This is a genomic window from Enterobacter sp. E1, from assembly GCF_016809815.1.
Taxonomy (GTDB): domain Bacteria; phylum Pseudomonadota; class Gammaproteobacteria; order Enterobacterales; family Enterobacteriaceae; genus Enterobacter; species Enterobacter adelaidei.
The window spans coordinates 397,614-423,552 of sequence record NZ_JAFBJM010000002.1 but is presented as its reverse complement, the minus strand read 5'-3'; the positions used below and the strand labels follow the sequence as shown (position 1 = coordinate 423,552).

Genomic DNA, 25,939 nt, shown 5'->3' with positions numbered 1-25,939 from the left:
GTGGAGAAAGAGCAACTCGTTGAGATCGCCAACACCGAGATGCCGTTCGGTAAATATAAAGGCCGCAGGCTGATCGATTTGCCGGAAGAGTATCTGCTGTGGTTTGCCCGTAAGGATGAATTCCCGGCAGGGCGGCTGGGTGAGTTGATGGCTATCACGTTACTGATCAAAACTGAGGGGCTGACCCAGCTGGTTCAGCCCCTGAAACGCCCTTAAGCTTTAGCGGCGCGGGTCTCTTCCTGCGCCAGTTTTTCAGTCTGGCGCTTGTAACGACGCGCCAGCACCGCGCAGACCATAAGCTGGATCTGATGGAAAATCATCAGCGGCAGCACCATCATCCCAATCACCGAGGTCGGGAACAGAATGTTGGCCATCGGGATACCGTTCGCCAGGCTCTTTTTCGAACCGCAGAACACAATCGTAATTTCATCCGCTTTGTTGAAGCCGCACTTGCGTGCCACAAAGACGTTAACCGCAATTACAATCGCCAGCAGGACGAGGCTGACCACCACGATAAACAGCAGTGAGCCTGCGCCGACCTTATGCCAAATTCCATTTACCACCGCTTCACTGAAAGCGGAATAGACCACCAGCAGAATTGACGACTGATCGGTTTTTGAGATCCATTTTTTGTGCTTTGCCACAAACGCGCCCGTCCACGGACGCGAGAGATGCCCCAGGACAAACGGCAGCAGCAGCTGCAGACAGATTTTACCCACCTGCTCAAGGTTACCTTCCGCGCCGTGCATGTTCATCAGCAAACCCACCAGCAATGGGGAGACGAAAATCCCTAACAGGCTGGATGCCGACGCCGAACAGACTGCGGCCGCGACGTTACCGCCTGCCAGCGAGGTGAAGGCAATGGCGGACTGCACGGTGGCTGGCAGAATGCACAGATACAGGAAACCGGTGTAAAGCGCCGGGTCGACGTTAACCGGAGCCCACCACGCAAACAGCACGCCGAGTATTGGGAACAGAATGAACGTGCTGCACATCACCCAGAGGTGTAGTCGCCAGTGGCTACCACCAGCGATAATGGCCTCGCGGGAGAGTTTTGCGCCGTGCATAAAGAACAGCAGTGCGATGGCGGCCGTCGTTAGCCCCTCAAAAAACGGAACAAATCCCCCGCGAGCGGGGAAGAAAGAGGCCAGTAAAACGGTAGCAACCAGGGTAAGCGTAAACGGATCAACAATACGAAATAGTTTCATAATGACTCCTGAAAACAGATGTCGCTATTGTGCTTTTTTCCATTTGAGAAATAAAATTGATTTATTGCATCCATTTATGAATTAAACAGATGAATTATTCCTTACGTCAGCTTCGCATTTTCGTCACCGTGGCAAACGCCCGCAGCTTCAGCCGGGCAGGGGAGATGATTGGCCTGAGCCAGTCGGCGGTGAGTCACAGTGTGAAAGAGCTGGAGAGTCAAACGGGTGTGCGGTTACTTGACCGCACCACGCGCGAAGTTGTGTTGACTGAAGCCGGGCAGCAGCTGGCCTTGCGCCTCGAGCGGTTACTTGATGAATTGAACAGTACGCTCAGGGATGTTGGGCGGTTGGGACAGCAACTTTCGGGTACGGTGCGGGTTGCTGCCAGCCAGACGATCTCTGCCCACCTTATCCCGCAGTGTATTGCCGAGGGAAACCACCGCTACCCGGATATTGATTTTGTTTTACATGACAGACCGCAACAGTGGGTGCTGGAAAGCATCCGACAGGGGGATGTGGATTTTGGGATTGTGATCGATCCCGGTCAGGTGAGCGATCTGGCGTGCGAAAGTGTACTTTCTGAGCCCTTTTTGCTGCTCTGCCGGGACGACGATCCGCTGGCAACTTTACCGGTAGTCAGCTGGCAGTCCCTTCAGGAAGCGAACCTGGTATTGCAGGATTATGCCTCGGGCAGCCGTCCGCTGATTGATTCTGCGCTGGTGACTCAGGGAGTAAAGGCAACGATCGTGCAGGAGATTGGTCACCCGGCGACGCTGTTTCCTATGGTGGAAGCTGGCATTGGTATCAGCGTGTTGCCCGCCCTGGCACTTCCCCTGCCACAGGGAAGTCGGCTGTCCGTAAAGCGATTGGTGCCTGTTGTCGAGCGAAAGCTGATGCTGGTGCGGCGAAAAAATCGTTCACTCTCGGGGGCGGCACAGGCCATCTGGGAAGTGGTGCGTATCCAGGCGCAACGATTAACCGAGGCCCGCATACGCGACCCACTGTTTAACGCATCAGAAGATTAGATGTAGATGTCAATCTGATGATTATCTGACGGGCTATTCACACCTTCCACTTTACCCAGCTTTTGATCCTGTTTCTTCTGGGCTTCTTCGGCCTGCTGGCGCTGCAGCGCGGCAAGCTGGGCCTGCAGCACTTTAAGCTGCGCCTGAATGAGTTCCTGTTGTTTTTTCTTTTCTTCCGTACTGCCAGTACTCTCTGGTAGCTCTTTTAGCTGCTGAGTAAGCTTGGTGATCTGCTCTTTAATGCGGTTTATTTGCGCAGCAATATCATTGCTACCTGAATGATTACTTCCACTATTGTTGGTTTGTACTGAGGGTGTAGTCACCTGAATCGTCGACATAGTATTTCATCTCGCTATAAAACAGAGGTATCGGCACCGACGGGATTAGCTTGAGCAAAACTGCCATATCTGGCAGGGAGGTACATTGATACACAATCAGTATTGATGGTGCTGTGAAAGTGTATTGGAGGTAAACCGCAGGCTCCAGATATAAGACTAAGGTCATGCGATCCGTGATATCGCGATCTTAATTCTCAAGGAGCCTTTATGACCCTCTCAAATAACCCATGGTACTGCGCGGACATCATCCGCACCGCTAAACCGAATTTCACGCCGCGCGTTGCGTTCATTCTCGGTTCTGGCCTTGGCGCACTAGCCGACCAGATTGAAGACGCCGTTTCTCTGAGCTACGAAAAGCTGCCGGGTTTCCCTGTGAGTACGGTTCACGGTCATGCCGGTGAGCTGGTCCTGGGACATCTTGCCGGTGTACCTGTTGCCTGTATGAAAGGGCGGGGTCACTTCTATGAAGGCCGCGGGATGACCGTCATGACCGATGCGATCCGCACGTTCAAACTGCTGGGTTGCGAGCTGCTGTTTAGCACCAATGCTGCGGGCTCATTGCGTAAAGACGTTAAGCCCGGAAGCCTGGTTGCGTTGAGTGACCATATCAACACCATGCCGGGAACGCCGATGGTGGGGCTAAACGATGAACGTTTTGGTGATCGCTTCTTCTCGCTGGCTAATGCTTACGACGCAGATTATCGTGCCGTTTTGCAAACCGTGGCCGCGAAGGAGGGCTTCCCTCTGCATGAAGGCGTGTTTGTCTCTTATCCTGGCCCCAACTTCGAGACTGCGGCGGAGATCCGCATGATGCAAATTATCGGTGGCGACGTGGTGGGCATGTCCGTGGTGCCGGAAGTGATCTCAGCGCGTCACTGCAACCTGAAAGTGGTGGCCGTTTCTGCAATTACGAATCTTGCTGAAGGTCTGGGCGAGGTAAAACTCTCACACGAACAAACACTGGCTGCTGCTGAGCTTTCCCGCCACAACTTCATCAACCTTATCTGCGGTTTTCTTCGCCATATTGCCTGATTAAAACAATAAAGTGGCCCGTGAGGGCCACACTGCTATAAGGAATGGAATATGAACATCACGACTCGCTTAAAGATGATGTCCTTTATGCAATATTTTATCTGGGGGAGTTGGCTGGTTACCCTCGGCGCTTACATGATTAATACTCTACATTTTACCGGCTCCGACGTGGGGATGGTTTACAGTTCCAAGGGGCTGGCCGCAATTGTTATGCCATCTCTGGTGGGGATTATTGCCGACAAATGGCTGCGAGCAGACCGTGCATACGTGATTTGCCACCTCGTCTGTGCCGTTGCCCTCTGTTATGCCGCGCAGGTCAATGAACCCGGGTTAATGTTCTGGGTCATGCTGGTGAATGCGATGGCCTTTATGCCCACGATTGCGTTGTCGAACACGATTTCTTACTCCTGCCTTGAACAGTCAGGGCTGGATACGGTAAGCCATTTTCCGCAAGTGAGGGTGTATGGCACCGTGGGATTTATTGCCGCGATGTGGGCCATCAGCCTGATGGGGGCGGAGCTCAGCAACGTGCAGCTCTATATAGCAGCTGCTGCATCCCTGCTGCTGGCAATCTACTCTCTGACGCTACCGGCCACTCCGGTTGCGACGACAAAAACGTCTCCGTCTCTGGCAAGTAAACTGGGCCTCAATGCATTTATCCTGTTTAAACAACCCCACATGGCGGTGTTCTTTTTATTCGCAATGCTGCTGGGCGCCGTGCTGCAGATAACCAACACGTTTGGCAGCCCTTTTCTGCATGATTTTGCACGTAATCCGGCGTATGCGGAGAGCTTTATCGTCAAATACCCGTCCATTTTGCTCTCCGTCTCGCAGATGTCAGAAGTATTCTTCATTCTGACTATTCCATACTTCCTCAGACGATTTGGTATTAAAACCGTCATGCTGATGAGCATGGTGGCCTGGATGTTGCGGTTTGGGCTGTTTGCCTTTGGCGATCCGTCCGCAACAGGCTTTGCGTTGCTCATGCTGTCAATGATTGTCTACGGCTGCGCGTTCGACTTCTTCAATATTTCCGGCTCGGTGTTTGTTGAGCAGGAGGTGAGCTCTGATATCCGTGCCAGCGCGCAAGGGCTGTTTATGACCACCGTTAACGGTATTGGTGCTTATTTCGGGTCCGTGTTAAGCGGTATGGCAGTCGATTACTTCTCGGTGGATGGGGTTAAGGACTGGCAGACCATCTGGCTGGTGTTTGCGGCCTATGCGCTGGTGCTTGCGGTGGTGTTTTATTTCAGCTTTCACTATCACCACATCAGTAAAAACAGCGAGATGCGCACAGTTGCGCACTAAATTTTTCCTGTGGACGATGAAAGGCTTTAAGGTAGACGCTTAAATGTTATCGCCAGGATATGTTTTGATGGAACGCGTCTATCGGACCGATCTCAAGCTGCTGCGTTATTTTCTTGCCGTGGCGGAAGAATTGCATTTTGGGCGGGCTGCGGCCCGTCTTAATATGTCCCAGCCGCCGTTAAGCCTGCATATTAAAGAGCTGGAAAGCCAACTGGGGACGTTACTGTTTATTCGCCACTCGCGGAGTGTCGCGTTGACGCATGCCGGTAAAGTGCTGATGGAAGAGTCCCGTCGGCTGCTCGCCAGTGCAAACCAGGCGCTGGCTCGCGTCGAGCAAATTGGCCGGGGTGAGGCGGGGCGCATTGAGCTGGGGATTGTCGGTACCGCCATGTGGAGCGAGGTGCGCACGGTCATGCGCGCTTTCCTGAAAGAGCATCCGAATGTTGATGTTGTTTTTCGCGAAAAATCGCCGGTCATGCAGATGGCTTTGCTTGAACGTCGTGAGCTGGATGTCGGGATCTGGCGAATGGCAACTGAACCCACCGCCGGGTTTACCAGCGTGCGATTGCGTGATGCCGCTTTTCTTGTTGCAATGCCGGAAGATCACCGACTGGTCAGCGAATCATCTATTACGCTCTCAGAGTTACAGGATGAGTATTTTGTCACCATGCCTTCAGCACATTCTGACTGGGCATTTTTACATCGCGTATGCCAGCAGGCCGGGTTCTCGCCGATGATTGTACGCGAAGCTGTTGAACCACAGACGGTACTGGCGATGATTAGTATGGGGATGGGGATTACGCTTGCCGCTGACAGTTACGCGCAAATGCAGTGGCCAGGCGTGGTCTTCCGCCCTTTGCGCGAGCGCATACCGGCTGATCTGTATGTGGTATATGACGCGAAGCAGGCAACACCCGCAATAGAAAGGTTGATTGCAACTTTAACGATGATGTAAATCGCAGATAGCAAAAAAGCGCCTTTAGGGCGCTTTTTTACATTGGTGGGTCGTGCAGGATTCGAACCTGCGACCAATTGATTAAAAGTCAACTGCTCTACCAACTGAGCTAACGACCCGAAATGGTGGGCGATGACGGGCTCGAACCGCCGACCCCCTCCGTGTAAAGGAGATGCTCTACCAACTGAGCTAATCGCCCATTTCGGAACTGCTTTGATAAGGTGAGAATGGTGGGCGATGACGGGCTCGAACCGCCGACCCCCTCCGTGTAAAGGAGATGCTCTACCAACTGAGCTAATCGCCCAATCTCAATTCTTATCTACACTGCGAGTCTACGTGAAGTAGATGGTGGGTGATGACGGGCTCGAACCGCCGACCCCCTCCGTGTAAAGGAGATGCTCTACCAACTGAGCTAATCACCCCCGCTGTGTGGAGTCGCATTATAGGGAGAGTTGAAAATGAGTCAACGCATTTTCTAAAGTTTTTATTCGTTCGTCGTAAAATTAAACAAAACGATCGCGAAATGGGCGGTGGAGCATGATTTCTAAACAAAAATAGCAAACTCGGTCACGATAAAGGGATCAACATTGAGGAATCCCCCCACAGTGATAGAATATTGCCCATCGTTTTTTCCCCAGGATTTGCCGAATACCGGCATCTTTATAACGTAAGGCCATTTCATGAAAATCAAAACTCGCTTCGCGCCGAGCCCGACAGGCTATCTGCACGTCGGTGGTGCTCGTACTGCTCTCTATTCCTGGCTTTTTGCTCGTCACAACAAAGGTGAGTTCGTCCTGCGTATTGAAGATACCGATCTTGAGCGCTCTACGCCGGAAGCAATTGAAGCCATCATGGATGGTATGAACTGGTTGAATCTGGAATGGGATGAAGGCCCGTATTTCCAGACCAAACGTTTCGACCGCTATAACGCTGTGATTGATGAGATGCTGGTTGCGGGCACGGCGTATAAGTGCTATTGCTCCAAAGAACGTCTGGACGCGCTGCGTGAAGAGCAGATGGCGAACGGTGAGAAGCCACGATATGACGGTCGTTGCCGCCATGACCATAGCGAACATGCTGCTGATGAGCCATGCGTGGTGCGTTTTGCTAACCCGCAAGAGGGTTCAGTGATCTTCGACGACCAGATCCGTGGTCCGATCGAATTCAGCAATCAGGAGCTGGACGACCTGATCATCCGCCGTACCGACGGTTCTCCAACCTATAACTTCTGCGTCGTGGTTGATGACTGGGATATGGAAATTACGCACGTTGTTCGTGGTGAAGACCATATCAACAACACCCCGCGTCAGATCAACATTCTGAAGGCGCTGAACGCACCAGTGCCTGTTTATGCGCACGTCTCCATGATCAATGGCGACGACGGTAAAAAGCTGTCTAAACGCCATGGCGCGGTCAGTGTCATGCAGTACCGTGACGATGGTTATCTGCCGGAAGCGCTGTTGAACTACCTGGTGCGACTGGGCTGGGCTCACGGTGACCAGGAGATCTTCAGTCGCGAAGAGATGATCAATCTGTTCTCTCTGAGCTCTGTGAGCAAATCGGCGAGTGCATTTAATACCGACAAGCTGCTGTGGCTGAACCACCATTACATCAATACCATGCCGCCTGAATATGTCGCGACATATCTGCAGTGGCACATTGAGCAGGCAAATATTGATACCCGCACTGGCCCAGAGCTGGCGGACCTGGTGAAACTGCTCGGCGAGCGTTGCAAAACGCTGAAAGAGATCGCTGAAAGCTGCCGTTACTTCTATGAAGAGTTTGATGAGTTCGATGCGGACGCCGCGAAGAAACATCTGCGCCCGGTTGCGCGTCAGCCGCTGGAAGTGGTGCGTGACAAGCTGGCGGCTCTTACCGAATGGACTGCGGAAAATGTGCATCACGCTATTCAGGCAACTGCTGATGAGCTGGAAGTCGGCATGGGGAAAGTAGGTATGCCATTGCGCGTTGCGGTGACCGGTGCGGGCCAGTCCCCAGCGCTGGATGTGACTGTCCATGCCATCGGCAAGTCGCGCAGTGTAGCGCGTATTAACAAGGCGCTGGACTTTATCTCTGAACGCGAAAATCAGCAGTAATTAAGTTTTCAGGACGAGAAACGGCAGGGTAACCTGCCGTTTTTTTATGTATTTGATTCAGCAATACCCAGGCGTGTAAGAAAGCCGCGAATACCTTCACGTTTCAATAATGTGTCCAGACGCTTCTGCTCTAGCTGGGTCATACTCTCCAGCGTTTCGATAATGCCCGAACGCAGGTTTGAAGAGGGGGCACTGTATGATGAGGGGACTTCTGCCAGATGGTAAACCGCCTGACGAGTACGGATTGCCGGGAGGCTCATAATATGTTCCTTCACGCGCGCATCAATATGGATTAGCCGCGCCCGACCGCCTTTTACGCCATTGAGCCCTTCGGTTTTCCAACCCTGTTGACGTATCCAACGATTAATGGTCTGTCGGGCAACACCCAAACTCTCCGCCAGCTCTTCCGTGGTCATTTTACTACGTAATCTTTTCATATTAGTTCTGGTCGCGAATCCCTAAACGTTGCAACAATCCGGTTATCCCTTCCCGCAGTAACAGCGATGTCATTTGCTTCTGCTCTTCCGGTGTCATTTCATTGGCCAGCGTCAGGAGTAGGTTGTGAAGCGAACCATCCTGGTTGGCACCTTCTGGTATATCAGACGTTTCAGTTGCCCGGCGTGCGCTGCGGATAAAGTCACGTACTTTTTCGTTCACATGTACCAGACGCGCTTTCCCACCCTGGACTCCCGGTTTTGGTGATGTAATCCAACCCTCTTTACGTACCCATTTATTGATGGTCTGGCGGCTATAGCCAGTGAGCAAGGCTAACTCTTCTGGCGTCATTCGTTCCTTGATCATGCAATTTCCTGAATATTTGTAGGGACAATTAACGGTTCATTTTATAGCACCGTTTTACGTGAAAACGTGACAGGCTTAACTCATGACTGCGAGCAAGCTCGCAAAGTGATTCATTTGCATGATTTTTCGGCGATTGAGCGGCGGTCATTGATTTTGCCGTTGACACTCCGCAGCGGAATTCATATTATGCCGCCCGTCAACATGACAGCTTTACGATGGGGCTATAGCTCAGCTGGGAGAGCGCTTGCATGGCATGCAAGAGGTCAGCGGTTCGATCCCGCTTAGCTCCACCAAACTCTGAATCCAACAGAGTGCGGTCAGTAAAGTAACATGTGGGGCTATAGCTCAGCTGGGAGAGCGCTTGCATGGCATGCAAGAGGTCAGCGGTTCGATCCCGCTTAGCTCCACCAAAATATTAAGCCCTCGTCAAAAGACGAGGGCTTTTTTTATGCGCTTGTAACACTCACTACTACATTTTGTTATAAAAATAGATATATTCCTGTACCTCACCTCAATCGAAAGCAATAAACCCGTCCATAATTAGACTTGAACTTGCTTCGCGCAATTAATAAACATATTATCCATCCGGTCAATGATACGAACGGATAATATACTCATCAGCTTAATGAATAGAAAAACTTACAATAACGTAAAGATATTTATGATTGCCCTGGCGCTTTGCCTGATTGCGGTACCTTTCTCCCGTTTCCTCTCTCCGCGCGCAATTGTTAATGGTCATGACGTTTATTTAGCATGGTTACCGCTAAGCGTTATGCTGGCGGTAATTCTGTTATTTGGACGCAGGGCAATTCTTCCTGTTTTGTTAGGTTTTACTGTCACTAATTTATTTTATGTTAATTTAGCGCCACTACAATATTCAGTTTTACTGTTTTGTCAGACCTTCGCGTTGTTCGCAGCGTGCGGTCTGCTACGCCTCATGCTGGGCAAGCGTTGGCGTTACAGTATCCCTAACAAGCACATCGGTTTACGTATATTCTGGCTCGGTTTTATCGTGCCAATAGGTATTAAGCTGTCGATGTATATGGCAGGCTATTTGTTTGATTTCCCGGTGACAATTTCAACCTTCTTCGGCGAAGGAACGGTAATTTACAATGTGGTGGATATTCAAAGTCTGATCTGCGCGGCGTTGATTTTTACCATGATGTTCTATTACCCATTAAGAATGATAATTAATCCTCGCTATGCCATCACGTTCTGGCGGCGAAGCGTGAAGCCTGTGTTTCTTCACAAAAATTCATTATATATTTTTGTCTGGCTGATGTTTTTAAGTTTCATTCTCGTCATTTTATGTGGACCTTTTGAATCTCCCGTCATTGCGGGCTATTTGATGCCGCTGATTTTTATTCTTTTTACGTTAGCGATAAGTCGCCTGACCTATGCGCTTATCTCTTTGCTCTGGGCCGTATCTGCACTCCTGCTGTTGACCTACAACTATAACTTCCTTAATGGGGTTGAATCGGGCCATTCGCTCTCCTTTATCCTCTCCGTGCTTATCTCTTTCGCCATCTGTTTGCTTTACATGTCGCGCATTTATCAGCGCAGCGAGTGGTTAAAACGGGGCTGGCAGGGCCGGGCGCTGACCGATCCGCTGACGGGTTTGCCCAATATTCGTGCGCTGGAGGATTATCTTGAGAATCATCCTGATGCAAAAGTTAGCATTCTGCGTATGGATAACCTGGAATTTTTGAGCCGCCACTACGGGATGCTCATGCGGGTCCATTGCAAACGAACGATCGCCACGTCGCTTCAGCCACTTCTGCAGAAAGATGAGTCCCTCTTCCAGTTACCTGGCAGCGAGCTGGTACTGGTATTGCTGGGCCCGGGAACCGCTGAGCGCCTTCAGCATATGGTTGATCGGCTGAACAGTCGTAAGATTTACTGGAACAACACCGGGCTGGATATTGAATTTGGCGCGTCCTGGGGGATGGTCGAAAACGGCGAAAAGTTACACCACACGCTGGGGCAACTGAGCTGGCTGGCAGAGCAATCCTGCGGCGCGCATAACGTTCTTGCGCTCACGAATAGTCTTGAAGCGGTATCCGGACAAACGACAGAACGTGTTCTGATGTTAGCGCGCATTAAACACGCCCTGGACGCGGGCCAGTTTCATTTATACGCGCAGCCTATCCAGAAGGCTGACGGGAGTGGGTACTACGAAATTCTGGCGCGGATGGAAAGCGAAGGGGAGATCATTACTCCCGATCGCTTTATTCCGTTGATTGCCCAATTCAACCTCAGTCATCGGTTTGATATGTGTGTAATGGAAAAGTTACTGGTGTGGCTGCGCGATCACCCTGCGACGCATGCCGGTGCCCGTTTTTCTGTCAATCTGATGCCGTTGACGCTGATGCAAAAAGAGGTGGCCAGTGAGATTTGCGCCCTCTTCGAACGGTATGGTATAGCCCCTCAGGCCGTCATTATCGAAATCACTGAGGAGCAGGCCTTTTCGAATTCAGGAAGCAGTATCAACAATATCCAACAGTTGCGGGATTACGGTTTCCGGATTGCCATTGATGACTTTGGTACGGGTTACGCGAACTATGAGCGTCTCAGACGTCTGCAGGCAGACATCATTAAGATTGATGGCTGCTTTGTAAAAGATATTTGTACTGACGACATGGATGCGATGATCGTCCAGTCGATGTGTAATCTGGCGAAGACAAAATCTCTGTGTGTGGTGGCTGAATATGTGGAAACACCAGCTCAGCGCGAGATGCTGCTAAGCTTCGGCGTGGATTACCTGCAGGGCTACCTGATAGGCAAACCTACACCGCTGGAAGAATTGCGGGAATAAAAAAACCGGGAGCCATGCTCCCGGTTTGTGTTTTAACAGTAAACCTTACAGTACCAGTGCTGCGATAGAAGCAGACAGGACGCTTACCAGCGTAGAGCCGTAAACCAGTTTCAGGCCAAAGCGAGAAACCACGTTACCCTGTTCTTCGTTCAAACCTTTAATCGCACCGGCTATAATACCGATGGATGAGAAGTTAGCGAAGGAAACCAGGAACACGGACAGAATGCCTTCCGCGCGTGGAGAAAGGGTGCTGGCAATCTTCTGCAGATCCATCATCGCAACGAATTCGTTAGACACCAGTTTAGTCGCCATAATACTGCCCACCTGCAGTGCTTCGTGAGCCGGAACACCCATCACCCATGCAATAGGGTAGAAGATGTAGCCCAGAATACCCTGGAAGGAGATGCCCAGAACCGCAGCGAACAGGGCGTTCAGGCCAGAAATCAGGGCAATGAAGCCGATCAGCATGGCGGCAACGATAATCGCCACTTTGAAACCTGCCAGAATGTACTCACCCAGCATTTCGAAGAAGCTCTGACCTTCGTGCAGGTTTGACATCTGGATGTTCTCTTCGCTGGCATCAACGCGGTACGGGTTGATCAGTGACAGAACGATAAAGGTGCTGAACATGTTCAGAACCAGTGCAGCAACCACGTATTTTGGCTCCAGCATGGTCATATACGCGCCCACGATAGACATGGAAACGGTAGACATTGCGGTTGCCGCCATGGTGTACATGCGGTTGCGGGACATCTTACCGAGAATATCTTTATACGCGATGAAGTTCTCAGACTGACCGAGGATCAGGGAACTGACGGCGTTGAATGATTCCAGCTTACCCATGCCGTTTACTTTGGATAACAGGAAACCAATTCCACGAATAATAAACGGCAGAACACGGATGTGCTGCAGAATACCGATCAGCGCAGAGATGAAGACGATTGGGCACAGCACCTTCAGGAAGAAGAACGCCAGACCTTCGTCGTTCATTTTACCGAAGACGAAGTTCGTCCCTTCGTTGGCAAACCCGAGCAGTTTTTCGAACATTTCGGAGAAGCCTTTTACGAAGCCAAGCCCCACGTTGGAGTTCAGGAAGAACCAGGCGAGTAAAACTTCAATGACCAGCAGTTGGACAACATAACGAATACGAATTTTTTTGCGGTCTGTGCTGACCAGCAATGCAAGTGCAGTAACGACAACAAGTGCCAGGACAAAATGAAGGACGCGGTCCATATTTGCTCCAAATTTGAGGCAGGTTTAATTTTCTTGCACATTCTATGTAACGAAGGAAAAGAAAACGAGATCAAGGGCACACTATAGTTACATCCTGTGACGAGTCTCAAAATTAGTGATCCACAATACATTTTTGTTATGTTAGGTAAATGAGTGAAAAGTTAAGTTTGTGTGCTAGTCTTCACAAAAGAGCGCGCGATTTCAGTTTTTGTCAGGTCGCCCTCAGCTTACCCGCCTGTCTATCGTCCAAAGCTATCAGAGAAATCACTGTAAACTTCACAAATGATCTTGATAATCATTCTCATTTTGATAGCATTAAACATAGCAAAGGCTATATTTTCAGAGGCAGAAATGACAAACAGTCGCGTAGAGGGTAGCAGTGGCAGAGCAGCGCGCAAGTTGCGGTTCGCATTAATGGGACCTGCGTTCATTGCTGCCATTGGCTATATCGATCCGGGCAATTTTGCGACCAATATTCAGGCCGGGGCGAGCTTTGGCTATAAACTGCTGTGGGTGGTCGTCTGGGCTAACCTGATGGCGATGCTGATTCAGATGCTCTCCGCAAAGCTTGGGATTGCCACGGGTAAAAACCTGGCTGAGCAAATTCGTGACCATTACCCGCGCCCGGCGGTCTGGCTCTACTGGGTTCAGGCCGAAATTATCGCCATGGCGACCGATCTCGCTGAATTTATCGGTGCGGCGATCGGCTTTAAATTGATTCTGGGTGTGTCGCTGTTGCAGGGGGCGGTACTGACCGGGATTGCCACCTTCCTGATTTTGATGTTACAGCGTCGGGGGCAAAAACCGCTGGAGAAAGTTATTGGCGGTCTGCTGTTGTTTGTCGCTGCGGCCTATATTGTCGAGCTGATTTTCTCACAACCCAATCTGGCTCAGCTCGGTAAAGGGATGGTGATCCCAAGTCTGCCAACCTCTGAAGCCGTATTTCTGGCCGCCGGTGTGCTGGGGGCGACCATCATGCCGCATGTCATTTATCTGCACTCTTCGCTGACTCAGCACCTCCACGGCGGCACGCGTAAAGAACGTTACTCCGCGACCAAATGGGATGTGGCTATCGCCATGACAATTGCTGGTTTTGTGAATCTGGCGATGATGGCGACTGCCGCGGCCGCTTTCCACTTTAACGGCCACACCGGTATTGCCGATCTCGATCAGGCTTATCTCACACTGGAGCCGTTACTGAGCCATGCTGCTGCCACGATATTTGGTCTGAGTCTGGTGGCCGCTGGTCTCTCATCTACGGTTGTGGGGACGCTGGCAGGGCAGGTGGTCATGCAGGGGTTTGTTCGTTTCCATATTCCACTGTGGGTGCGCCGCTCTGTCACGATGCTGCCGTCATTTATCGTGATTCTGATGGGGCTCGATCCAACGAGGATCCTGGTCATGAGCCAGGTTTTGTTGAGTTTTGGTATCGCGCTGGCGCTGGTGCCGCTACTGATCTTTACCAGCAATAAAACCCTGATGGGCGACCTGGTCAACACAACGCTGGTGAAAAGAACCGGCTGGGCCATAGTCGTGGTGGTGGTGGCGCTGAACCTGTGGTTGTTGATTGGAACAGTGTTAGGTCTGTAAGGTTTAATAAAGAAAAAGGAGCCGTGAGGCTCCTTTTTGCATTAATGGTGGCCATGGCCGTGACCTTTACCGCGACCCCAGCCGCCACGGTGGTCGTCACGATCGTTCCAGCCTTCACGGTAACCGCGCTCATAGGCATTATCTTTATACCAGCCACGGTGTCTGCCGTTATCATGTTTCCACCAGCGATCTCCACGCCACTCATAATGACGATGCCAGTAGTCACGGTCGCGCCAATAGCCACCGTCCCAGTATCTGCCGTAATCGTCACGATCGCCAATTTGTAATTTTACGGATGGCAACAGGGTGATTTCGCCCGCAGTGGCGATCAGCGGGGCCGAAGCCAGTAATACCGCTGCAAGAATCAGTGACCTGAACATACTCTTTCTCCTTCACGATCGGGGCCTTCGTTGGGCCTGTTAACTCAATATTACGAGTTGGTAAAGGCTCGTTTCATCGCCTGAACTCCGAATTCATGAATGAGAGCACTTTTTGCTAAAAGCGCTTTTAATTTGAACTGCCAAGGATCCCTTCAATTATGTTCAGTTCTTCATCTGAAAAATGGCGGTTTTCCAGCATGCCCACGGCGTCATCAATCTGGGCGGCCTTGCTTGCCCCAATAAGTACAGATGTCACCGATTCATGGCGTAAGATCCATGCCAGCGCCATCTGGGACAGCTTCTGGCTGCGGCTTTCCGCAAGGGCGTTCAGTTTTCTGACCTTAACCAGCTTCTCTTCAGTGATCTGGTCAGGGTTAAGGAACTGACTGCCACTCGCCGCACGTGAGTCTGCAGGTATACCGTTCAGATAGCGGTTGGTCAGTTGACCTCCTGCCAGTGGCGAGAAGGGAATACACCCGACCCCTTTTTCCAGCAGTACATCCAGCAAACCCTCTTCCGGCGCGCGTTCAAACATAGAGTATTTCGGCTGGTGGATCAGGCAGGGTGTACCAAGGTCTTCAAGGATATCTATCGCTTTACGAGCCAGTTCAGCGGGATAGTTGGATAACCCGACATACAGCGCTTTTCCCTGACGCACGACATGGTCAAGCGCTTTCATTGTTTCCTGCAGCGGCGTGTGTGGGTCAGGACGATGATGGTAGAAGATATCAACATACTCCAGTCCCATGCGTTTCAGGCTTTGATCCAGGCTTGCCAGCAGATATTTGCGTGACCCCCAGTCACCGTAAGGGCCTTCCCACATGGTATAGCCCGCTTTGGTTGAGATGATCAATTCGTCGCGCCATGGCAGGAATTCCTCCTGCAAAATACGTCCGAAATTACGTTCAGCCGATCCCGGGGGGGGGCCATAGTTATTAGCAAGGTCGAAATGTGTGATGCCCAGATCGAAGGCGCGCTGTAAAAGTTGACGGCTGTTTTCGATAAGCGTGGCGTCACCGAAGTTATGCCAAAGCCCAAGGGAGATGGCTGGCAATTTCAGGCCGCTCTGTCCACAGCGACGGTACTGCATTGTCTGATAACGATTTTTGTCCGGCTGATAACCCATTCTCATGACCTCTGGCGCTGAAAAGAAAAATCAGTGTATGCGTTTACACTACCGTGAAGAAAAGGAGAATAACGCAGCCATTTTTGTAAAGCATTCTTTCCATGCTCTTCTTGCTGCTAATTCTGGACAGCCATCACGCTTCTTTAATACTCAAAGTGAGGTCAACATAAGAAGGATACCTGTCATGCGTACCCCATACTGCGTCGCCGATTACCTGCTGGACCGTCTTACAGATTGTGGAGCCGATCATCTGTTTGGCGTGCCGGGCGACTATAACCTGCAGTTTCTCGACCATGTGATAGACAGCCCGGATATCTGTTGGGTGGGCTGTGCCAACGAGTTAAATGCATCTTATGCCGCTGACGGATACGCCCGATGTAAGGGTTTTGCCGCGCTGCTGACGACATTCGGCGTTGGAGAATTAAGTGCCATGAACGGTATCGCTGGCAGCTATGCTGAGCACGTGCCGGTATTACATATTGTGGGGGCGCCGGGTACGGCGTCACAGCAAAGAGGGGAGTTGCTGCATCATACATTGGGTGATGGCGAGTTTCGTCATTTTTACCATATGAGCGAACCGATCACTGTCGCACAGGCGATCCTGACCGAACAAAATGCCTGTTATGAGATAGACCGGGTGCTGACCACGATGCTCCGTGAACGCCGTCCCGGCTACCTGATGTTGCCTGCCGATGTGGCAAAAAAAGCGGCTACATCTCCTGTAAACGCTCTCACCCTGAAGCATGCTCATGCCGATAGTGCGTGCCTGAAGGCGTTTCGCGATGCTGCAGAGAGCAAGCTGGCCAGAAGCAAGCGTACTGCACTCCTGGCGGATTTCCTGGTCCTGCGTCATGGCCTTAAACATGCATTACAAAAATGGGTGAAGGACGTACCGATGGCGCATGCCACCATGCTGATGGGCAAAGGCATATTCGATGAACGTCACACTGGTTTTTACGGCACGTACAGTGGTTCAGCCAGCGCCGGCGCGGTAAAAGAGGCGATTGAAGGGGCGGACACGGTGTTGTGCATCGGCACGCGTTTTACCGATACCCTGACGGCGGGGTTCACCCATCAGTTAACCCCGGCGCAAACGATAGAAGTCCAGCCTCATGCCGCTCGCGTCGGCGATATCTGGTTTACCGGTATTCCGATGCTTCAGGCGATTGAGACGCTGGTGGAGCTGTGCAAACAACACGTGCACGATAAGCCTGTACCGTCTTCTCATGGCGCAATGGCCTACCCGCAGCCAGATGGCTCACTTACCCAGGACAATTTCTGGCGAACGTTGCAAACGTTCATTCGCCCGGGAGATATCATTCTTGCGGATCAGGGCACCTCGGCCTTCGGCGCGATTGACCTTCGTCTACCGGCAGACGTGAATTTTATCGTCCAGCCGCTGTGGGGGTCGATTGGTTATACGCTGGCGGCAGCATTCGGTGCGCAAACGGCATGTCCGAATCGGCGCGTAATTGTCCTGACAGGGGATGGTGCGGCTCAGCTGACTATTCAGGAGCTTGGATCGATGTTGCGTGATAAACAGCACCCCATCATCCTTGTGCTTAACAACGAAGGGTACACGGTTGAACGAGCGATCCACGGGCCGGAACAGCGGTACAACGACATTGCGTTGTGGAACTGGACGCAAATACCACAGGCACTGAGCCTTGATCCTCAGGCTCAGTGCTGGCGGGTCAGTGAAGCGGAACAGCTGGTGGACGTGCTTGAAAAAGTGGCCCACCATGAGCGGCTCTCGCTGATTGAGGTGATGCTGCCGAAAGCAGACATCCCGCCGCTGCTGGGGGCCATTACTAAAGCGCTGGAAGCGCGTAATAGCGCCTGATTACTTATCGTTACGCCATGCCATCATCATGGGTTTGCCCGCCAGCAGGAGCCAGGCGGGCAACATCACGATGCAGAGCAGAGGGAAAAGCGTCGAATCCGGCACGACGACTGCCGCCATAAACAAACTTAACCACGCATCGCGCGTGACCACCAGAACCAGCCCCAGAATCGAACAGGATACGGTAATGGCCGCCGGGACGGCATCCACATGCCCGTGCAGCATCAGCCCCAGCGCCACACCGACAAACACCGCCGGGAAAATACGCCCACCGCGAAAACCACAGGCTGAAGCCACTACCAGCGCCGCCAGTTTGATCACCGCAAACAGCAGATAATCTGAAACGCTAAACACCTGACTGAAGGCCAGTTGCTGCATCTCATCCAGACCTTTGAACAACGTCACCGCCCCGCCGATGGCCCCTAAAATACCAAGGATGAAACCACCCACTCCCAGAATGAATACCGGGTGCTTAAGCTTATGCATCAGTCGGTGAAGACGTGGAAGACACCATACCGCCACCATTCCCAGCGCAATGGCGATGGCGGCGACGATGGCACCGCTGAAGATATCGGCTATCTGCATCTGGCCATAGTGGGGAAGGGTGAGTGAAAAATGGGGATGGAAAAACAGGCTGGTCGTCAATGCGCCGGCAGCAGCGGCCATCAGCGGCGCAAAGAGTTTATCCCACAGCGGGACATCGTTGTTGCTGCTGAGCGTCTGCGAAAAGATCAGTGCTGCGGCAACGGGCGTGCCAAAAAGCGCTCCGATGGTGCCTGCGGAGGCAAGGATAGTCCAGTCCAGTGCGCCAACACGGGGCAAAATGCGTGCACCGAGGAAAACTGCCAGTCCGATGTTAACCGCCATGATCGGATGTTCCGGCCCAAGACTGACACCGCCCGCCAGACCCAGAATCAACGCGATGATCAACCCCGGCAGCGCCGAAGGGGGAACCGGAGCACCGATCAAGGGTTCCTGCGCCGGGTCGGGCCCGGCATGTCCGGGACTGAAACGGATCACCAGCCCCACCGCAATACCGGTTAACGTCAGCATCAAAATAACCCATGCAGGAGAATCAACGTTGACCCCCAGCTTTGCAGGAAGCGCTGCCCATAACATCGTTTGCAGCACCGACGCGACTTTCATCACGACAATGAGCACCAGACTTGAGGCAACGCCAATAATTAACGCCGGAATTGCCAGCAGGAGCATGGTTCTGGCTCGCGGGTGGAGCATGATGATTTCCTTGTACAAAACGGTATTACGTTACTTTGCACAATCAGCTTTATGGCAATAGTGCAAAAGGTGCTGAAACGGTAAAGTTATTCTGTGACGAAGATCGATAATCCTGGGGTGGCTGCCTTCAGGTCGTTGTTGTTATCCAGCCTTGAATTTACAGTGTCCCAAAGATTTATTCTGACTTTAGCGGAGCAGTAGAAGAATGACAAAGTATGCTTTAGTAGGTGATGTGGGTGGGACTAACGCACGTCTTGCTCTCTGCGATGTAAACACGGGGGAGATTTCTCAAGCGAAAACCTACTCAGGGCTGGATTACCCAAGCCTTGAGGCCGTTGTCCGCGTCTATCTGGAAGAGCATCAGGTGAGCGTCGAAGATGGCTGCATTGCCATTGCCTGCCCGATTACGGGTGACTGGGTTGCGATGACAAACCATACCTGGGCATTTTCCATCGCGGAGATGAAAAAAAATCTCCGTTTTGCGCATCTTGAAATCATCAATGATTTCACTGCGGTTTCGATGGCGATCCCGATGCTGAAGCCTGAGCATCTGATTCAGTTTGGCGGTGCGGAGCCAGTCGAAGGCAAACCGATAGCCGTCTATGGCGCAGGAACCGGTCTGGGGGTATCGCATCTGGTGCACGTTGCTCAGCGCTGGGTAAGCCTGCCGGGCGAGGGGGGGCATGTTGACTTTGCGCCAAACAGCGAAGAAGAGGGCATTATCCTTGAAGAGTTGCGCGCAGAGATTGGACACGTCTCCGCTGAGCGCGTCCTTTCCGGCCCCGGGCTGGTCAACCTGTACCGTGCGATTGTGAAATCGGACGGTCGTCTGCCGGAAAACCTGCAGCCGAAAGACGTGACCGAACGTGCGCTGGCGGACAGCTGCATTGACTGCCGCCGTGCATTGTCGCTGTTCTGCGTGATCATGGGTCGTTTCGGCGGCAACCTGGCACTGACGTTGGGCACATTCGGTGGTGTTTATATTGCGGGCGGGATCGTGCCGCGTTTCCTCGATTTCTTTAAAGCCTCTGGTTTCCGCGGTGGGTTTGAAGATAAAGGGCGTTTCAGAAGCTACGTGCAGGACATCCCTGTCTACCTCATCGTGCACGATAACCCTGGTCTTCTTGGCTCGGGAGCCCATCTGCGTCAGGTTCTCGGTCAAATCCTTTGACGACATTGCCCTCTCCTGCGTGAGGGGGCGCTTTACAGATGCATCAACTGACGAAACTCTTTCACCTTGCTGCGGCTCACCGGCACCTGAAAATCCAGATCCTTCAGACGCAAAATGTAGGTGTTGTTAAACCAGGGTTCGATCTCGCGGATCTTATTTAAATTCACGCAGAACGAACGGTGACAGCGGAAAAAGTGTGCCGCAGGCAGCTTGCTGCAGAACTCGGTGATGTTCATCGCAATCACATAAGATTCTCGACGCGTATAGACAAACGTCATCTTTTCATGCGCTTCGGCGTAATAAATATCGTTGACTGGCGTCACAATGATACGTTCATCTTTGACCAGATTAATGGTGTCATTTTCACGTACCGTGGGGGTGGCGCTAGCGGGAGCAGTCTGCTGCTGCCATGCGGCTTCCAGCTTTTGCAGCATGCTGATAATACGCGACTCCTGGTAAGGCTTAAGAATATAGTCAAATGCCTCCAGCTCGAAGGCCTCCACGGCGTGCTCTTTCCAGGCGGTGACGAAAACAATGAACGGCTTATGGGCAAACTGATTGATGTTTTGCGCCAGCAATACGCCATCCAGCGACGGAATATTAATATCCAGAAAAATAGCGTCGACCCGGTTGTGCTGCAGAAACTTCAGCACATCCAGACCATCGTCAAAGGTACCCACAATCTCCATCTGGCTGTGGGTTTTGATAAGCCAGGTTAGCTCCTGTTGAGCCAGAATTTCATCTTCTACGATGATGACTTTCATAGGTCACTCCACCAGGGGTAACAGGGATGTTGCCGCATGAACGGATGAACGTTCATTCGGAACGTAAAAAGCGATTTCGGTACCCGGTTCAAGGCGATGAATATGCAGCCCGTCGCCGTAGAGCAGTTTGACCCGATGGTGCACGTTCAGCAGCCCGATTTTATTCCCGGGCATCTCGTTAGATTCCACGCGCTCAATAACTTTGGGATCAATACCGTGGCCGGTATCGCGTACGGCAATGCGCACCCGGTTGCCGCTTTCGGTGACGCTGATAGTGACGACACCTTTGCCTTTACAGGGCTGAATACCGTGAACAATCGCGTTTTCGACCAGCGGCTGGATTAGCAGGCTCGGGATCACGCAGTTGACCTCTTCATCAATATCGTAAATGACCGTGAGCTTGTCGCCAAAGCGTGCCTGCTCAATCGCGATGTAGTCTTTAATCTGGTACAGCTCTTTTTTGATGTCGATCTGCTCGTCATCTTTCAGCTCGATGTTGTAGCGCAGATAGCGGGACAGGTTAAAAATCAGCTGGCGCGCGGTGTCCGGATTAAGACGAATGGACGAGGAAATCGCGTTCAGCGCGTTAAACAGGAAATGGGGATTGATTTTGCTCTGCAGTGCGCGTAACTCTGCCTTATTTGCCATTTCACGCAGTTGCTCCGCCCGGGAAACTTCCAGTTGTGTGGAGATAATTTGCGACAGACCGATGGCCATCTCCTGAAGTGAGGAGGTGATCTGATGCGCGTGGCAGTAATAAATTTTCAGCGTGCCCGTCACGACACCTTTTTCCCATAACGGGATCACCAGCATGGAGTGGATTTCCGGCGTCCGGTGGGCTTCATCATTGTTTTTGATAATGATTTTGCCGTAGTTAATCGCCTGTCTGGTGGTCGGGCTGATGGTGTCATCGTTGTCGTGATAGTTGTGCTCCCCAACACCGACGTAGGCTAGCACGTGGTCGATGTTGGTGATGGCGACGGCATCAGCGTGAATATCGTGGCGGATAATCTCGCAGACCTGACGCAGTGATTCCGCGTTAACGTGGCGGAAAAGCGGCAGGGTTTTGTTGGCAATATCGAGCGCCAGCTTGGCCTGACGAGCAGCACTGGCCTCCTTTTCCCCTTCGACACTTTGCACCAGCAGCACGATAAAACCGATACAGACGCTGCCCAGGATCATGGGAATACCGATTTTCGAGACGATATCCAGCCCCAGTGCGGTGGTGGGAGCCCACACCACGACCAGGATCATGGTTAGCGTTTCGCACACCATGCCTGCGATGATCCCGGCGCGCCAGCGTTGCTTTTTCGGGATCTTGCGGTTAATCCACCCGGAAAGTACCCCGGCAATAATGCTGGTGATAAAGCACGGCACAGCCGTCACGCCACCAATATCAATCAGGTAGCGATGGGTGCCGGCAATCATGCCGGTGATGACGCCCACCCACGGGCCAAACAAAATTCCGCCGGACATGACGGCAATAATCCGCACGTTAACCAGCGACCCCTCAACCGGCACGCCGGACCAGGTGCTGAACAGCGCAAACAGTGAAAAGATGGCGGTAACAGCCAGTAGCTCTTTGGGGGAGTGTGCAGACTTATGCAAAAGCTCGCGAAACAAGCGAATGCGAATAAGGAAGAACAGGCAAATCAGCATTAATGCCGCCCGGTCAAAAACCGCCAACAGCATAGTGAATATTTCGTGCACGAGTAGACCTGGGGTAACGGGAAAGAACCATGATAAAAAACCTGGCGCGTATTGACCAGCTATCCGTCAGGTTTATCAAATGAGGAAAAACCATAGTTTACAAAGGGGATTATCCGGTGTGTGCTGACATGTCCCGATTTTTTATTATCGACGTATCGACAGGTAACTGCTTTGATATCATTGTGTTAAAAAACAGCTATCAGACAGCCGAATTCCCCTTTGGTGCTTCCGCTTTTTAACACAGCAGGGTTCCGGTTTTAGCGCGATCGCTTTTTTTTCATTTCCCTCTCGACAGCATGATTTTTTTCAGGTTATTTTCTAAGCACGCCACATGCGTGGCAGCGTCGCTCGGACGGTCCGGGCGCTAACGTTAATCTGAGGAATCTATGGCTGAATTCAGTCCTGAACGCCGTTTTACGCGCATCGATCGTCTCCCCCCTTATGTTTTCAATATCACCGCTGAACTGAAGATGGCTGCACGTCGTCGTGGCGAAGACATCATTGATTTCAGTATGGGGAACCCTGACGGCCCAACTCCACCGCATATTGTTGAGAAACTCTGCACGGTTGCCCAGCGTCCTGATACGCACGGCTACTCAACGTCTCGCGGTATTCCTCGGTTACGTCGCGCGATCTCGCGCTGGTATCAGGATCGCTACCAGGTTGATATCGATCCTGAAAGTGAAGCCATTGTGACCATTGGCTCGAAAGAGGGCCTGGCACACCTGATGCTGGCGACGCTGGATCACGGTGATACGGTCCTGGTTCCGAATCCAAGCTACCCGATCCATATCTATGGTGCGGTGATTGCCGGGGCGCAGGTACGTTCTGTGCCGCTGGTGGAAGGTGTCGATTTCTTCAACGAACTGGAACGTGCGATTCGCGAAAGTTACCCGAAACCGAAGATGATGATCCTTGGTTTCCCGTCGAACCCAACGGCGCAGTGCGTGGAGCTTGATTTCTTCGAGAAAGTTGTAGCCCTGGCTAAGCGTTATGACGTACTGGTGGTTCATGATTTAGCCTATGCAGACATCGTCTACGACGGCTGGAAAGCCCCGTCTATTATGCAGGTTCCGGGCGCGCGCGATGTGGCAGTAGAGTTCTTTACCCTGTCTAAAAGCTACAACATGGCAGGCTGGCGAATTGGCTTTATGGTGGGTAACAAAACGCTGGTGAGTGCACTGGCGCGAATCAAGAGTTACCACGACTACGGCACTTTTACGCCGCTACAGGTCGCGGCTATTGCGGCTCTTGAGGGCGATCAGCAGTGTGTTCATGAGATTGCGGCCCAGTATAAACGTCGTCGCGATGTGCTGGTGAAAGGGTTACATGAAGCGGGCTGGATGGTAGAAATGCCGAAAGCGTCCATGTACGTCTGGGCGAAAATTCCTGAACCGTATGCGGCGATGGGTTCCCTGGAGTTTGCCAAAAAGCTGCTGCAGGATGCAAAGGTGTGTGTGTCACCTGGCATTGGCTTTGGCGACTATGGCGACACCCATGTGCGATTCGCCCTGATTGAAAACAGCGACCGTATTCGTCAGGCAGTGAGGGGCATTAAGAGTATGTTCCGTGCTGACGGGCTGCTTTCATCAAAAAGTATTGCTGAAAATCCCGCGTCATCATGACATAAAAAAACAGGAGCCGATGGCTCCTGTTTTTTTGACTGCATGTTCTTCACTAGATCATCAGGGCAAAGGTTCCGGCCCAGACTAAAACAATCACCGAAATGCCCATAAAGAAATATTTCACGTTTCATCGCTCCGCGTATCTTGTGGTACGCATTAAAAACAGAGTCCACCTGATTATAGAGAGCTGAAATCCGGTCAAAACGGAAAAGAGATTTTCCCGTTACGCCGTCAACTCCAGCTCAGAATTCTGTGCTTTCCTGTTGCCAGACGGCGCTAATGTACGCTTAAAAATGAGGGGTGGCAAGAGGGATTTTCTTAAATAATTTCCGTTACTTACGAGTGTCGTGGAACGGCGACAGTTTGATTTCAGAGTGCAATAAATTCACTTTTAGCGACGCGCAGAAAAACAATTGTCCAGAGTGATTACAGGTGATTGAAAAGGTTAGTTTCCTGGCGAAACTAACCTTCATGAAGGGCTTAAATATAGAGCGAGGCTTCGCCAAGGGGACGCGTTTTGAAACGGCGATGCATCCAGAGGTACTGCTCTGGTGCACGCATGATTTCGGTTTCGATAATTTTATTGATGAACGCTGCCGCTTCGCATTCGTTTTCCGGATAGTTAGCCATTTCAGGGGAGATATGCAGACGATAGCCTGATTTATCTGCTTTCCTTACCATCGTCACGGTCAACATGGCTGCACCAGACAGACGCGAAATGACAAATGTACCGTTGGTCGTTGCAACGTCTTTAACCGCAAAGAAGGGGGCAAAGCTGCTGCCCTTACGACCGTAATCCTGATCGGGTGCAAACCAGACGGCTTCACCTTTCTTCAGGGCACCGACCATACCGCGCAGGTTATTACGGCTGATCATCGCCTTATTGGAACGCATACGACCCCGCGTCTGTACCCATTCCATCAGCGGGCTGTTGTGAGGACGATAGGTTGCCATCATTGGCTGGCAAAGCCCCATCACACGACCACCCAACTCCAGCGACATAAAGTGAACCCCGACAACCATCACCCCACGATTTTGCATCTGGGCACGTTTAAGGTTATCCAGACCTTCCACATCAAACCACTTACGGACGCGTTCATCCGGCCAGAACCAGGCCATGCCGGTTTCAAGCAGTGCCATGCCGATAGATTTGAAGTTTTCAGCGATGAGTTTCTCGCGCTCTTCGGCATTGTACTGTGGGAAGCAAAGCTCGATATTTTTACGCGCGATGGATTCACGTCGTTTCAGGAAATAGCGGGATGCACTCCCCAGTTTAGACCCCAGCAAACGCAGTACGGGGTAGGGAAGCTGAACCATCAGCCAAAGAACGCCAAGACCAAACCATGTAAACCAGTAACGCGGGTGTAAAAACGCACGTTGAAATTGGGATTGAGACAAAATAGTAAAACCTATGTGAAGCCTGTAAAGGTAGCGCAGAGTGTGCGATACGACGTGCCGATAAGACCGTTCTTCAAGGTGATGGTTGCAGGCTTTACCGAACTTTACGGCGTTACCTGGCCACTGCTGATTTGGGCGGGCGGCGTAATGTAGCACCGTTATACGATATGTGCTATTACTCGTTTTTGATTAAAAAAGCGGCAATGAGAAAGGTGGTTGATTTTGTAGTTTTTATCGACAGATTAAAGATGTATCACTTCATTTCTGGAGCATAATTATGGGTGC

General features: G+C 51.7%; 23 protein-coding genes and 6 tRNA genes. 13 read left to right on the top strand and 16 right to left on the bottom strand.

What is annotated here, in order from left to right; all coding sequences use genetic code 11:
* The gene (locus tag JGF26_RS08175) at positions 1–216 is read left to right on the top strand and encodes a DUF3820 family protein (protein ID WP_003861328.1); all 216 of its coding nucleotides are present in this window, start codon (positions 1–3) and stop codon (positions 214–216) included.
* Here the strand turns inward: JGF26_RS08175 and JGF26_RS08170 are convergent.
* Entirely contained in the window at positions 213–1,208 is a 996-nt protein-coding gene (locus tag JGF26_RS08170) for a bile acid:sodium symporter family protein (RefSeq protein WP_028016171.1), read from the bottom strand. The genes JGF26_RS08175 and JGF26_RS08170 overlap by 4 nt on opposite strands.
* Positions 1,209–1,297: 89 nt before the next feature.
* On the opposite strand from JGF26_RS08170, the gene JGF26_RS08165 reads away from it, so the two are divergent.
* The gene (locus JGF26_RS08165) at positions 1,298–2,233 is read left to right on the top strand and encodes a LysR family transcriptional regulator (protein WP_128348007.1); all 936 of its coding nucleotides are present in this window, start codon (positions 1,298–1,300) and stop codon (positions 2,231–2,233) included.
* On the opposite strand, the gene JGF26_RS08160 is transcribed toward JGF26_RS08165, so the two are convergent.
* Entirely contained in the window at positions 2,230–2,571 is a 342-nt protein-coding gene (locus JGF26_RS08160) for a FlxA-like family protein (protein WP_134707694.1), read from the bottom strand. The genes JGF26_RS08165 and JGF26_RS08160 overlap by 4 nt on opposite strands.
* A gap of 207 nt (positions 2,572–2,778) precedes the next feature.
* On the opposite strand from JGF26_RS08160, the gene xapA reads away from it, so the two are divergent.
* The 3 genes from xapA (at position 2,779) to JGF26_RS08145 (ending at position 5,866) form a co-directional block, all read left to right on the top strand.
* Positions 2,779–3,603: a xanthosine phosphorylase gene (gene xapA / locus JGF26_RS08155; RefSeq protein WP_134707695.1), complete on the top strand. Its 825-nt coding sequence runs from the start codon at positions 2,779–2,781 to the stop codon at positions 3,601–3,603.
* A 51-nt stretch (positions 3,604–3,654) separates the two neighbouring features.
* Positions 3,655–4,911 (top strand): nucleoside permease, encoded by a 1,257-nt coding sequence (locus tag JGF26_RS08150; RefSeq protein WP_134707696.1) that lies wholly within the window; start codon positions 3,655–3,657, stop codon positions 4,909–4,911.
* 67 nt (positions 4,912–4,978) lie between these two features.
* Complete coding sequence (locus JGF26_RS08145) at positions 4,979–5,866, top strand: LysR family transcriptional regulator (protein WP_028016176.1); 888 nt, start codon at positions 4,979–4,981, stop codon at positions 5,864–5,866.
* A gap of 43 nt (positions 5,867–5,909) precedes the next feature.
* Here JGF26_RS08145 and JGF26_RS08140 read toward each other — a convergent pair.
* The 4 genes from JGF26_RS08140 to JGF26_RS08125 form a co-directional block, all read right to left on the bottom strand.
* Positions 5,910–5,985: transfer RNA gene (locus JGF26_RS08140), tRNA-Lys, on the bottom strand.
* Between the two features lie 4 nt (positions 5,986–5,989).
* Positions 5,990–6,065, bottom strand: a tRNA-Val gene (locus tag JGF26_RS08135).
* A gap of 29 nt (positions 6,066–6,094) precedes the next feature.
* Positions 6,095–6,170: transfer RNA gene (locus tag JGF26_RS08130), tRNA-Val, on the bottom strand.
* Positions 6,171–6,212: 42 nt separating this feature from the next.
* Positions 6,213–6,288: transfer RNA gene (locus JGF26_RS08125), tRNA-Val, on the bottom strand.
* A gap of 258 nt (positions 6,289–6,546) precedes the next feature.
* On the opposite strand from JGF26_RS08125, the gene gltX reads away from it, so the two are divergent.
* Positions 6,547–7,962, top strand: a complete 1,416-nt coding sequence (gene gltX, locus JGF26_RS08120; RefSeq protein ID WP_028016177.1) for a glutamate--tRNA ligase — start codon at positions 6,547–6,549, stop codon at positions 7,960–7,962.
* 44 nt (positions 7,963–8,006) lie between these two features.
* Here the strand turns inward: gltX and JGF26_RS08115 are convergent, their stop codons facing one another.
* Positions 8,007–8,399, bottom strand: coding sequence for a YfeC-like transcriptional regulator (locus JGF26_RS08115; RefSeq protein ID WP_128348003.1), 393 nt, complete (start codon positions 8,397–8,399; stop codon positions 8,007–8,009).
* Between the two features lies 1 nt (position 8,400).
* Complete coding sequence (locus JGF26_RS08110) at positions 8,401–8,763, bottom strand: YfeC-like transcriptional regulator (RefSeq protein ID WP_028016179.1); 363 nt, start codon at positions 8,761–8,763, stop codon at positions 8,401–8,403.
* Between the two features lie 217 nt (positions 8,764–8,980).
* Here JGF26_RS08110 and JGF26_RS08105 point away from each other — a divergent pair.
* The 3 genes from JGF26_RS08105 to JGF26_RS08095 all read left to right on the top strand — a co-directional run bounded on the left by JGF26_RS08105 (position 8,981) and on the right by JGF26_RS08095 (position 11,578).
* Positions 8,981–9,056 (top strand) — tRNA-Ala (locus JGF26_RS08105).
* Between the two features lie 41 nt (positions 9,057–9,097).
* Positions 9,098–9,173, top strand: a tRNA-Ala gene (locus JGF26_RS08100).
* Between the two features lie 215 nt (positions 9,174–9,388).
* Entirely contained in the window at positions 9,389–11,578 is a 2,190-nt protein-coding gene (locus JGF26_RS08095) for an EAL domain-containing protein (RefSeq protein WP_128348001.1), read from the top strand.
* Positions 11,579–11,623: 45 nt separating this feature from the next.
* On the opposite strand, the gene nupC is transcribed toward JGF26_RS08095, so the two are convergent.
* Positions 11,624–12,811 (bottom strand): nucleoside permease NupC, encoded by a 1,188-nt coding sequence (nupC, locus tag JGF26_RS08090; protein WP_028016181.1) that lies wholly within the window; start codon positions 12,809–12,811, stop codon positions 11,624–11,626.
* A 351-nt stretch (positions 12,812–13,162) separates the two neighbouring features.
* Between nupC and JGF26_RS08085 the strand changes: the two genes are divergently transcribed.
* On the top strand, positions 13,163–14,401 hold the full coding sequence (locus tag JGF26_RS08085) for an Nramp family divalent metal transporter (protein ID WP_128348000.1): 1,239 nt from the start codon (positions 13,163–13,165) through the stop codon (positions 14,399–14,401).
* Between the two features lie 41 nt (positions 14,402–14,442).
* On the opposite strand, the gene JGF26_RS08080 is transcribed toward JGF26_RS08085, so the two are convergent.
* Together JGF26_RS08080 and mgrA are read right to left on the bottom strand one after the other, a co-directional pair.
* Positions 14,443–14,781 (bottom strand): DUF2502 domain-containing protein, encoded by a 339-nt coding sequence (locus tag JGF26_RS08080; protein ID WP_028016183.1) that lies wholly within the window; start codon positions 14,779–14,781, stop codon positions 14,443–14,445.
* 127 nt (positions 14,782–14,908) lie between these two features.
* On the bottom strand, positions 14,909–15,907 hold the full coding sequence (gene mgrA, locus JGF26_RS08075; RefSeq protein ID WP_049007108.1) for an L-glyceraldehyde 3-phosphate reductase: 999 nt from the start codon (positions 15,905–15,907) through the stop codon (positions 14,909–14,911).
* Between the two features lie 184 nt (positions 15,908–16,091).
* On the opposite strand from mgrA, the gene ipdC reads away from it, so the two are divergent.
* Positions 16,092–17,750, top strand: coding sequence for an indolepyruvate decarboxylase (gene ipdC, locus JGF26_RS08070; protein ID WP_134707697.1), 1,659 nt, complete (start codon positions 16,092–16,094; stop codon positions 17,748–17,750).
* On the opposite strand, the gene JGF26_RS08065 is transcribed toward ipdC, so the two are convergent.
* Entirely contained in the window at positions 17,751–18,986 is a 1,236-nt protein-coding gene (locus tag JGF26_RS08065) for an ion channel protein (protein ID WP_028016186.1), read from the bottom strand.
* A 205-nt stretch (positions 18,987–19,191) separates the two neighbouring features.
* Here JGF26_RS08065 and glk point away from each other — a divergent pair, with 205 nt between their 5' ends.
* Positions 19,192–20,157: a glucokinase gene (gene glk, locus JGF26_RS08060; RefSeq protein ID WP_028016187.1), complete on the top strand. Its 966-nt coding sequence runs from the start codon at positions 19,192–19,194 to the stop codon at positions 20,155–20,157.
* 32 nt (positions 20,158–20,189) lie between these two features.
* Here the strand turns inward: glk and JGF26_RS08055 are convergent, their stop codons facing one another.
* Together JGF26_RS08055 and JGF26_RS08050 are read right to left on the bottom strand one after the other, a co-directional pair.
* Entirely contained in the window at positions 20,190–20,921 is a 732-nt protein-coding gene (locus JGF26_RS08055; protein WP_134707698.1) for a LytTR family DNA-binding domain-containing protein, read from the bottom strand.
* 3 nt (positions 20,922–20,924) lie between these two features.
* On the bottom strand, positions 20,925–22,631 hold the full coding sequence (locus tag JGF26_RS08050) for a sensor histidine kinase (RefSeq protein ID WP_108090849.1): 1,707 nt from the start codon (positions 22,629–22,631) through the stop codon (positions 20,925–20,927).
* Between the two features lie 386 nt (positions 22,632–23,017).
* On the opposite strand from JGF26_RS08050, the gene alaC reads away from it, so the two are divergent.
* Entirely contained in the window at positions 23,018–24,256 is a 1,239-nt protein-coding gene (alaC, locus tag JGF26_RS08045) for an alanine transaminase (RefSeq protein WP_049007114.1), read from the top strand.
* A gap of 52 nt (positions 24,257–24,308) precedes the next feature.
* On the opposite strand, the gene ypdK is transcribed toward alaC, so the two are convergent.
* Both ypdK and lpxP read right to left on the bottom strand, forming a co-directional pair.
* Positions 24,309–24,380 carry a membrane protein YpdK gene (gene ypdK / locus JGF26_RS22555; RefSeq protein ID WP_099458937.1) on the bottom strand — a complete coding sequence of 24 codons (72 nt, stop codon included), beginning with the start codon at positions 24,378–24,380 and terminating at the stop codon, positions 24,309–24,311.
* Positions 24,381–24,736: 356 nt separating this feature from the next.
* Positions 24,737–25,657 (bottom strand): kdo(2)-lipid IV(A) palmitoleoyltransferase, encoded by a 921-nt coding sequence (gene lpxP, locus JGF26_RS08035; protein WP_028016191.1) that lies wholly within the window; start codon positions 25,655–25,657, stop codon positions 24,737–24,739.
* Between the last annotated feature and the right edge of the window lie 282 nt (positions 25,658–25,939).

Coding starts and splice junctions, on each gene's coding strand:
- glk (WP_028016187.1), top strand. CDS start 19,192: ATGACAAAGTATGCTTTAGTAGGTGATGTGGGTGGGACTAACGCACGT.
- JGF26_RS08085 (WP_128348000.1), top strand. CDS start 13,163: ATGACAAACAGTCGCGTAGAGGGTAGCAGTGGCAGAGCAGCGCGCAAG.
- mgrA (WP_049007108.1), bottom strand. CDS start 15,907: ATGGGTTATCAGCCGGACAAAAATCGTTATCAGACAATGCAGTACCGT.
- JGF26_RS08170 (WP_028016171.1), bottom strand. CDS start 1,208: ATGAAACTATTTCGTATTGTTGATCCGTTTACGCTTACCCTGGTTGCT.
- nupC (WP_028016181.1), bottom strand. CDS start 12,811: ATGGACCGCGTCCTTCATTTTGTCCTGGCACTTGTTGTCGTTACTGCA.
- JGF26_RS08095 (WP_128348001.1), top strand. CDS start 9,389: ATGAATAGAAAAACTTACAATAACGTAAAGATATTTATGATTGCCCTG.
- JGF26_RS08150 (WP_134707696.1), top strand. CDS start 3,655: ATGAACATCACGACTCGCTTAAAGATGATGTCCTTTATGCAATATTTT.
- JGF26_RS08065 (WP_028016186.1), bottom strand. CDS start 18,986: ATGCTCCACCCGCGAGCCAGAACCATGCTCCTGCTGGCAATTCCGGCG.
- gltX (WP_028016177.1), top strand. CDS start 6,547: ATGAAAATCAAAACTCGCTTCGCGCCGAGCCCGACAGGCTATCTGCAC.
- JGF26_RS08080 (WP_028016183.1), bottom strand. CDS start 14,781: ATGTTCAGGTCACTGATTCTTGCAGCGGTATTACTGGCTTCGGCCCCG.
- xapA (WP_134707695.1), top strand. CDS start 2,779: ATGACCCTCTCAAATAACCCATGGTACTGCGCGGACATCATCCGCACC.
- JGF26_RS08055 (WP_134707698.1), bottom strand. CDS start 20,921: ATGAAAGTCATCATCGTAGAAGATGAAATTCTGGCTCAACAGGAGCTA.
- JGF26_RS08165 (WP_128348007.1), top strand. CDS start 1,298: ATGAATTATTCCTTACGTCAGCTTCGCATTTTCGTCACCGTGGCAAAC.
- JGF26_RS08115 (WP_128348003.1), bottom strand. CDS start 8,399: ATGAAAAGATTACGTAGTAAAATGACCACGGAAGAGCTGGCGGAGAGT.
- JGF26_RS08110 (WP_028016179.1), bottom strand. CDS start 8,763: ATGATCAAGGAACGAATGACGCCAGAAGAGTTAGCCTTGCTCACTGGC.
- alaC (WP_049007114.1), top strand. CDS start 23,018: ATGGCTGAATTCAGTCCTGAACGCCGTTTTACGCGCATCGATCGTCTC.
- ipdC (WP_134707697.1), top strand. CDS start 16,092: ATGCGTACCCCATACTGCGTCGCCGATTACCTGCTGGACCGTCTTACA.
- JGF26_RS08145 (WP_028016176.1), top strand. CDS start 4,979: ATGGAACGCGTCTATCGGACCGATCTCAAGCTGCTGCGTTATTTTCTT.
- JGF26_RS08160 (WP_134707694.1), bottom strand. CDS start 2,571: ATGTCGACGATTCAGGTGACTACACCCTCAGTACAAACCAACAATAGT.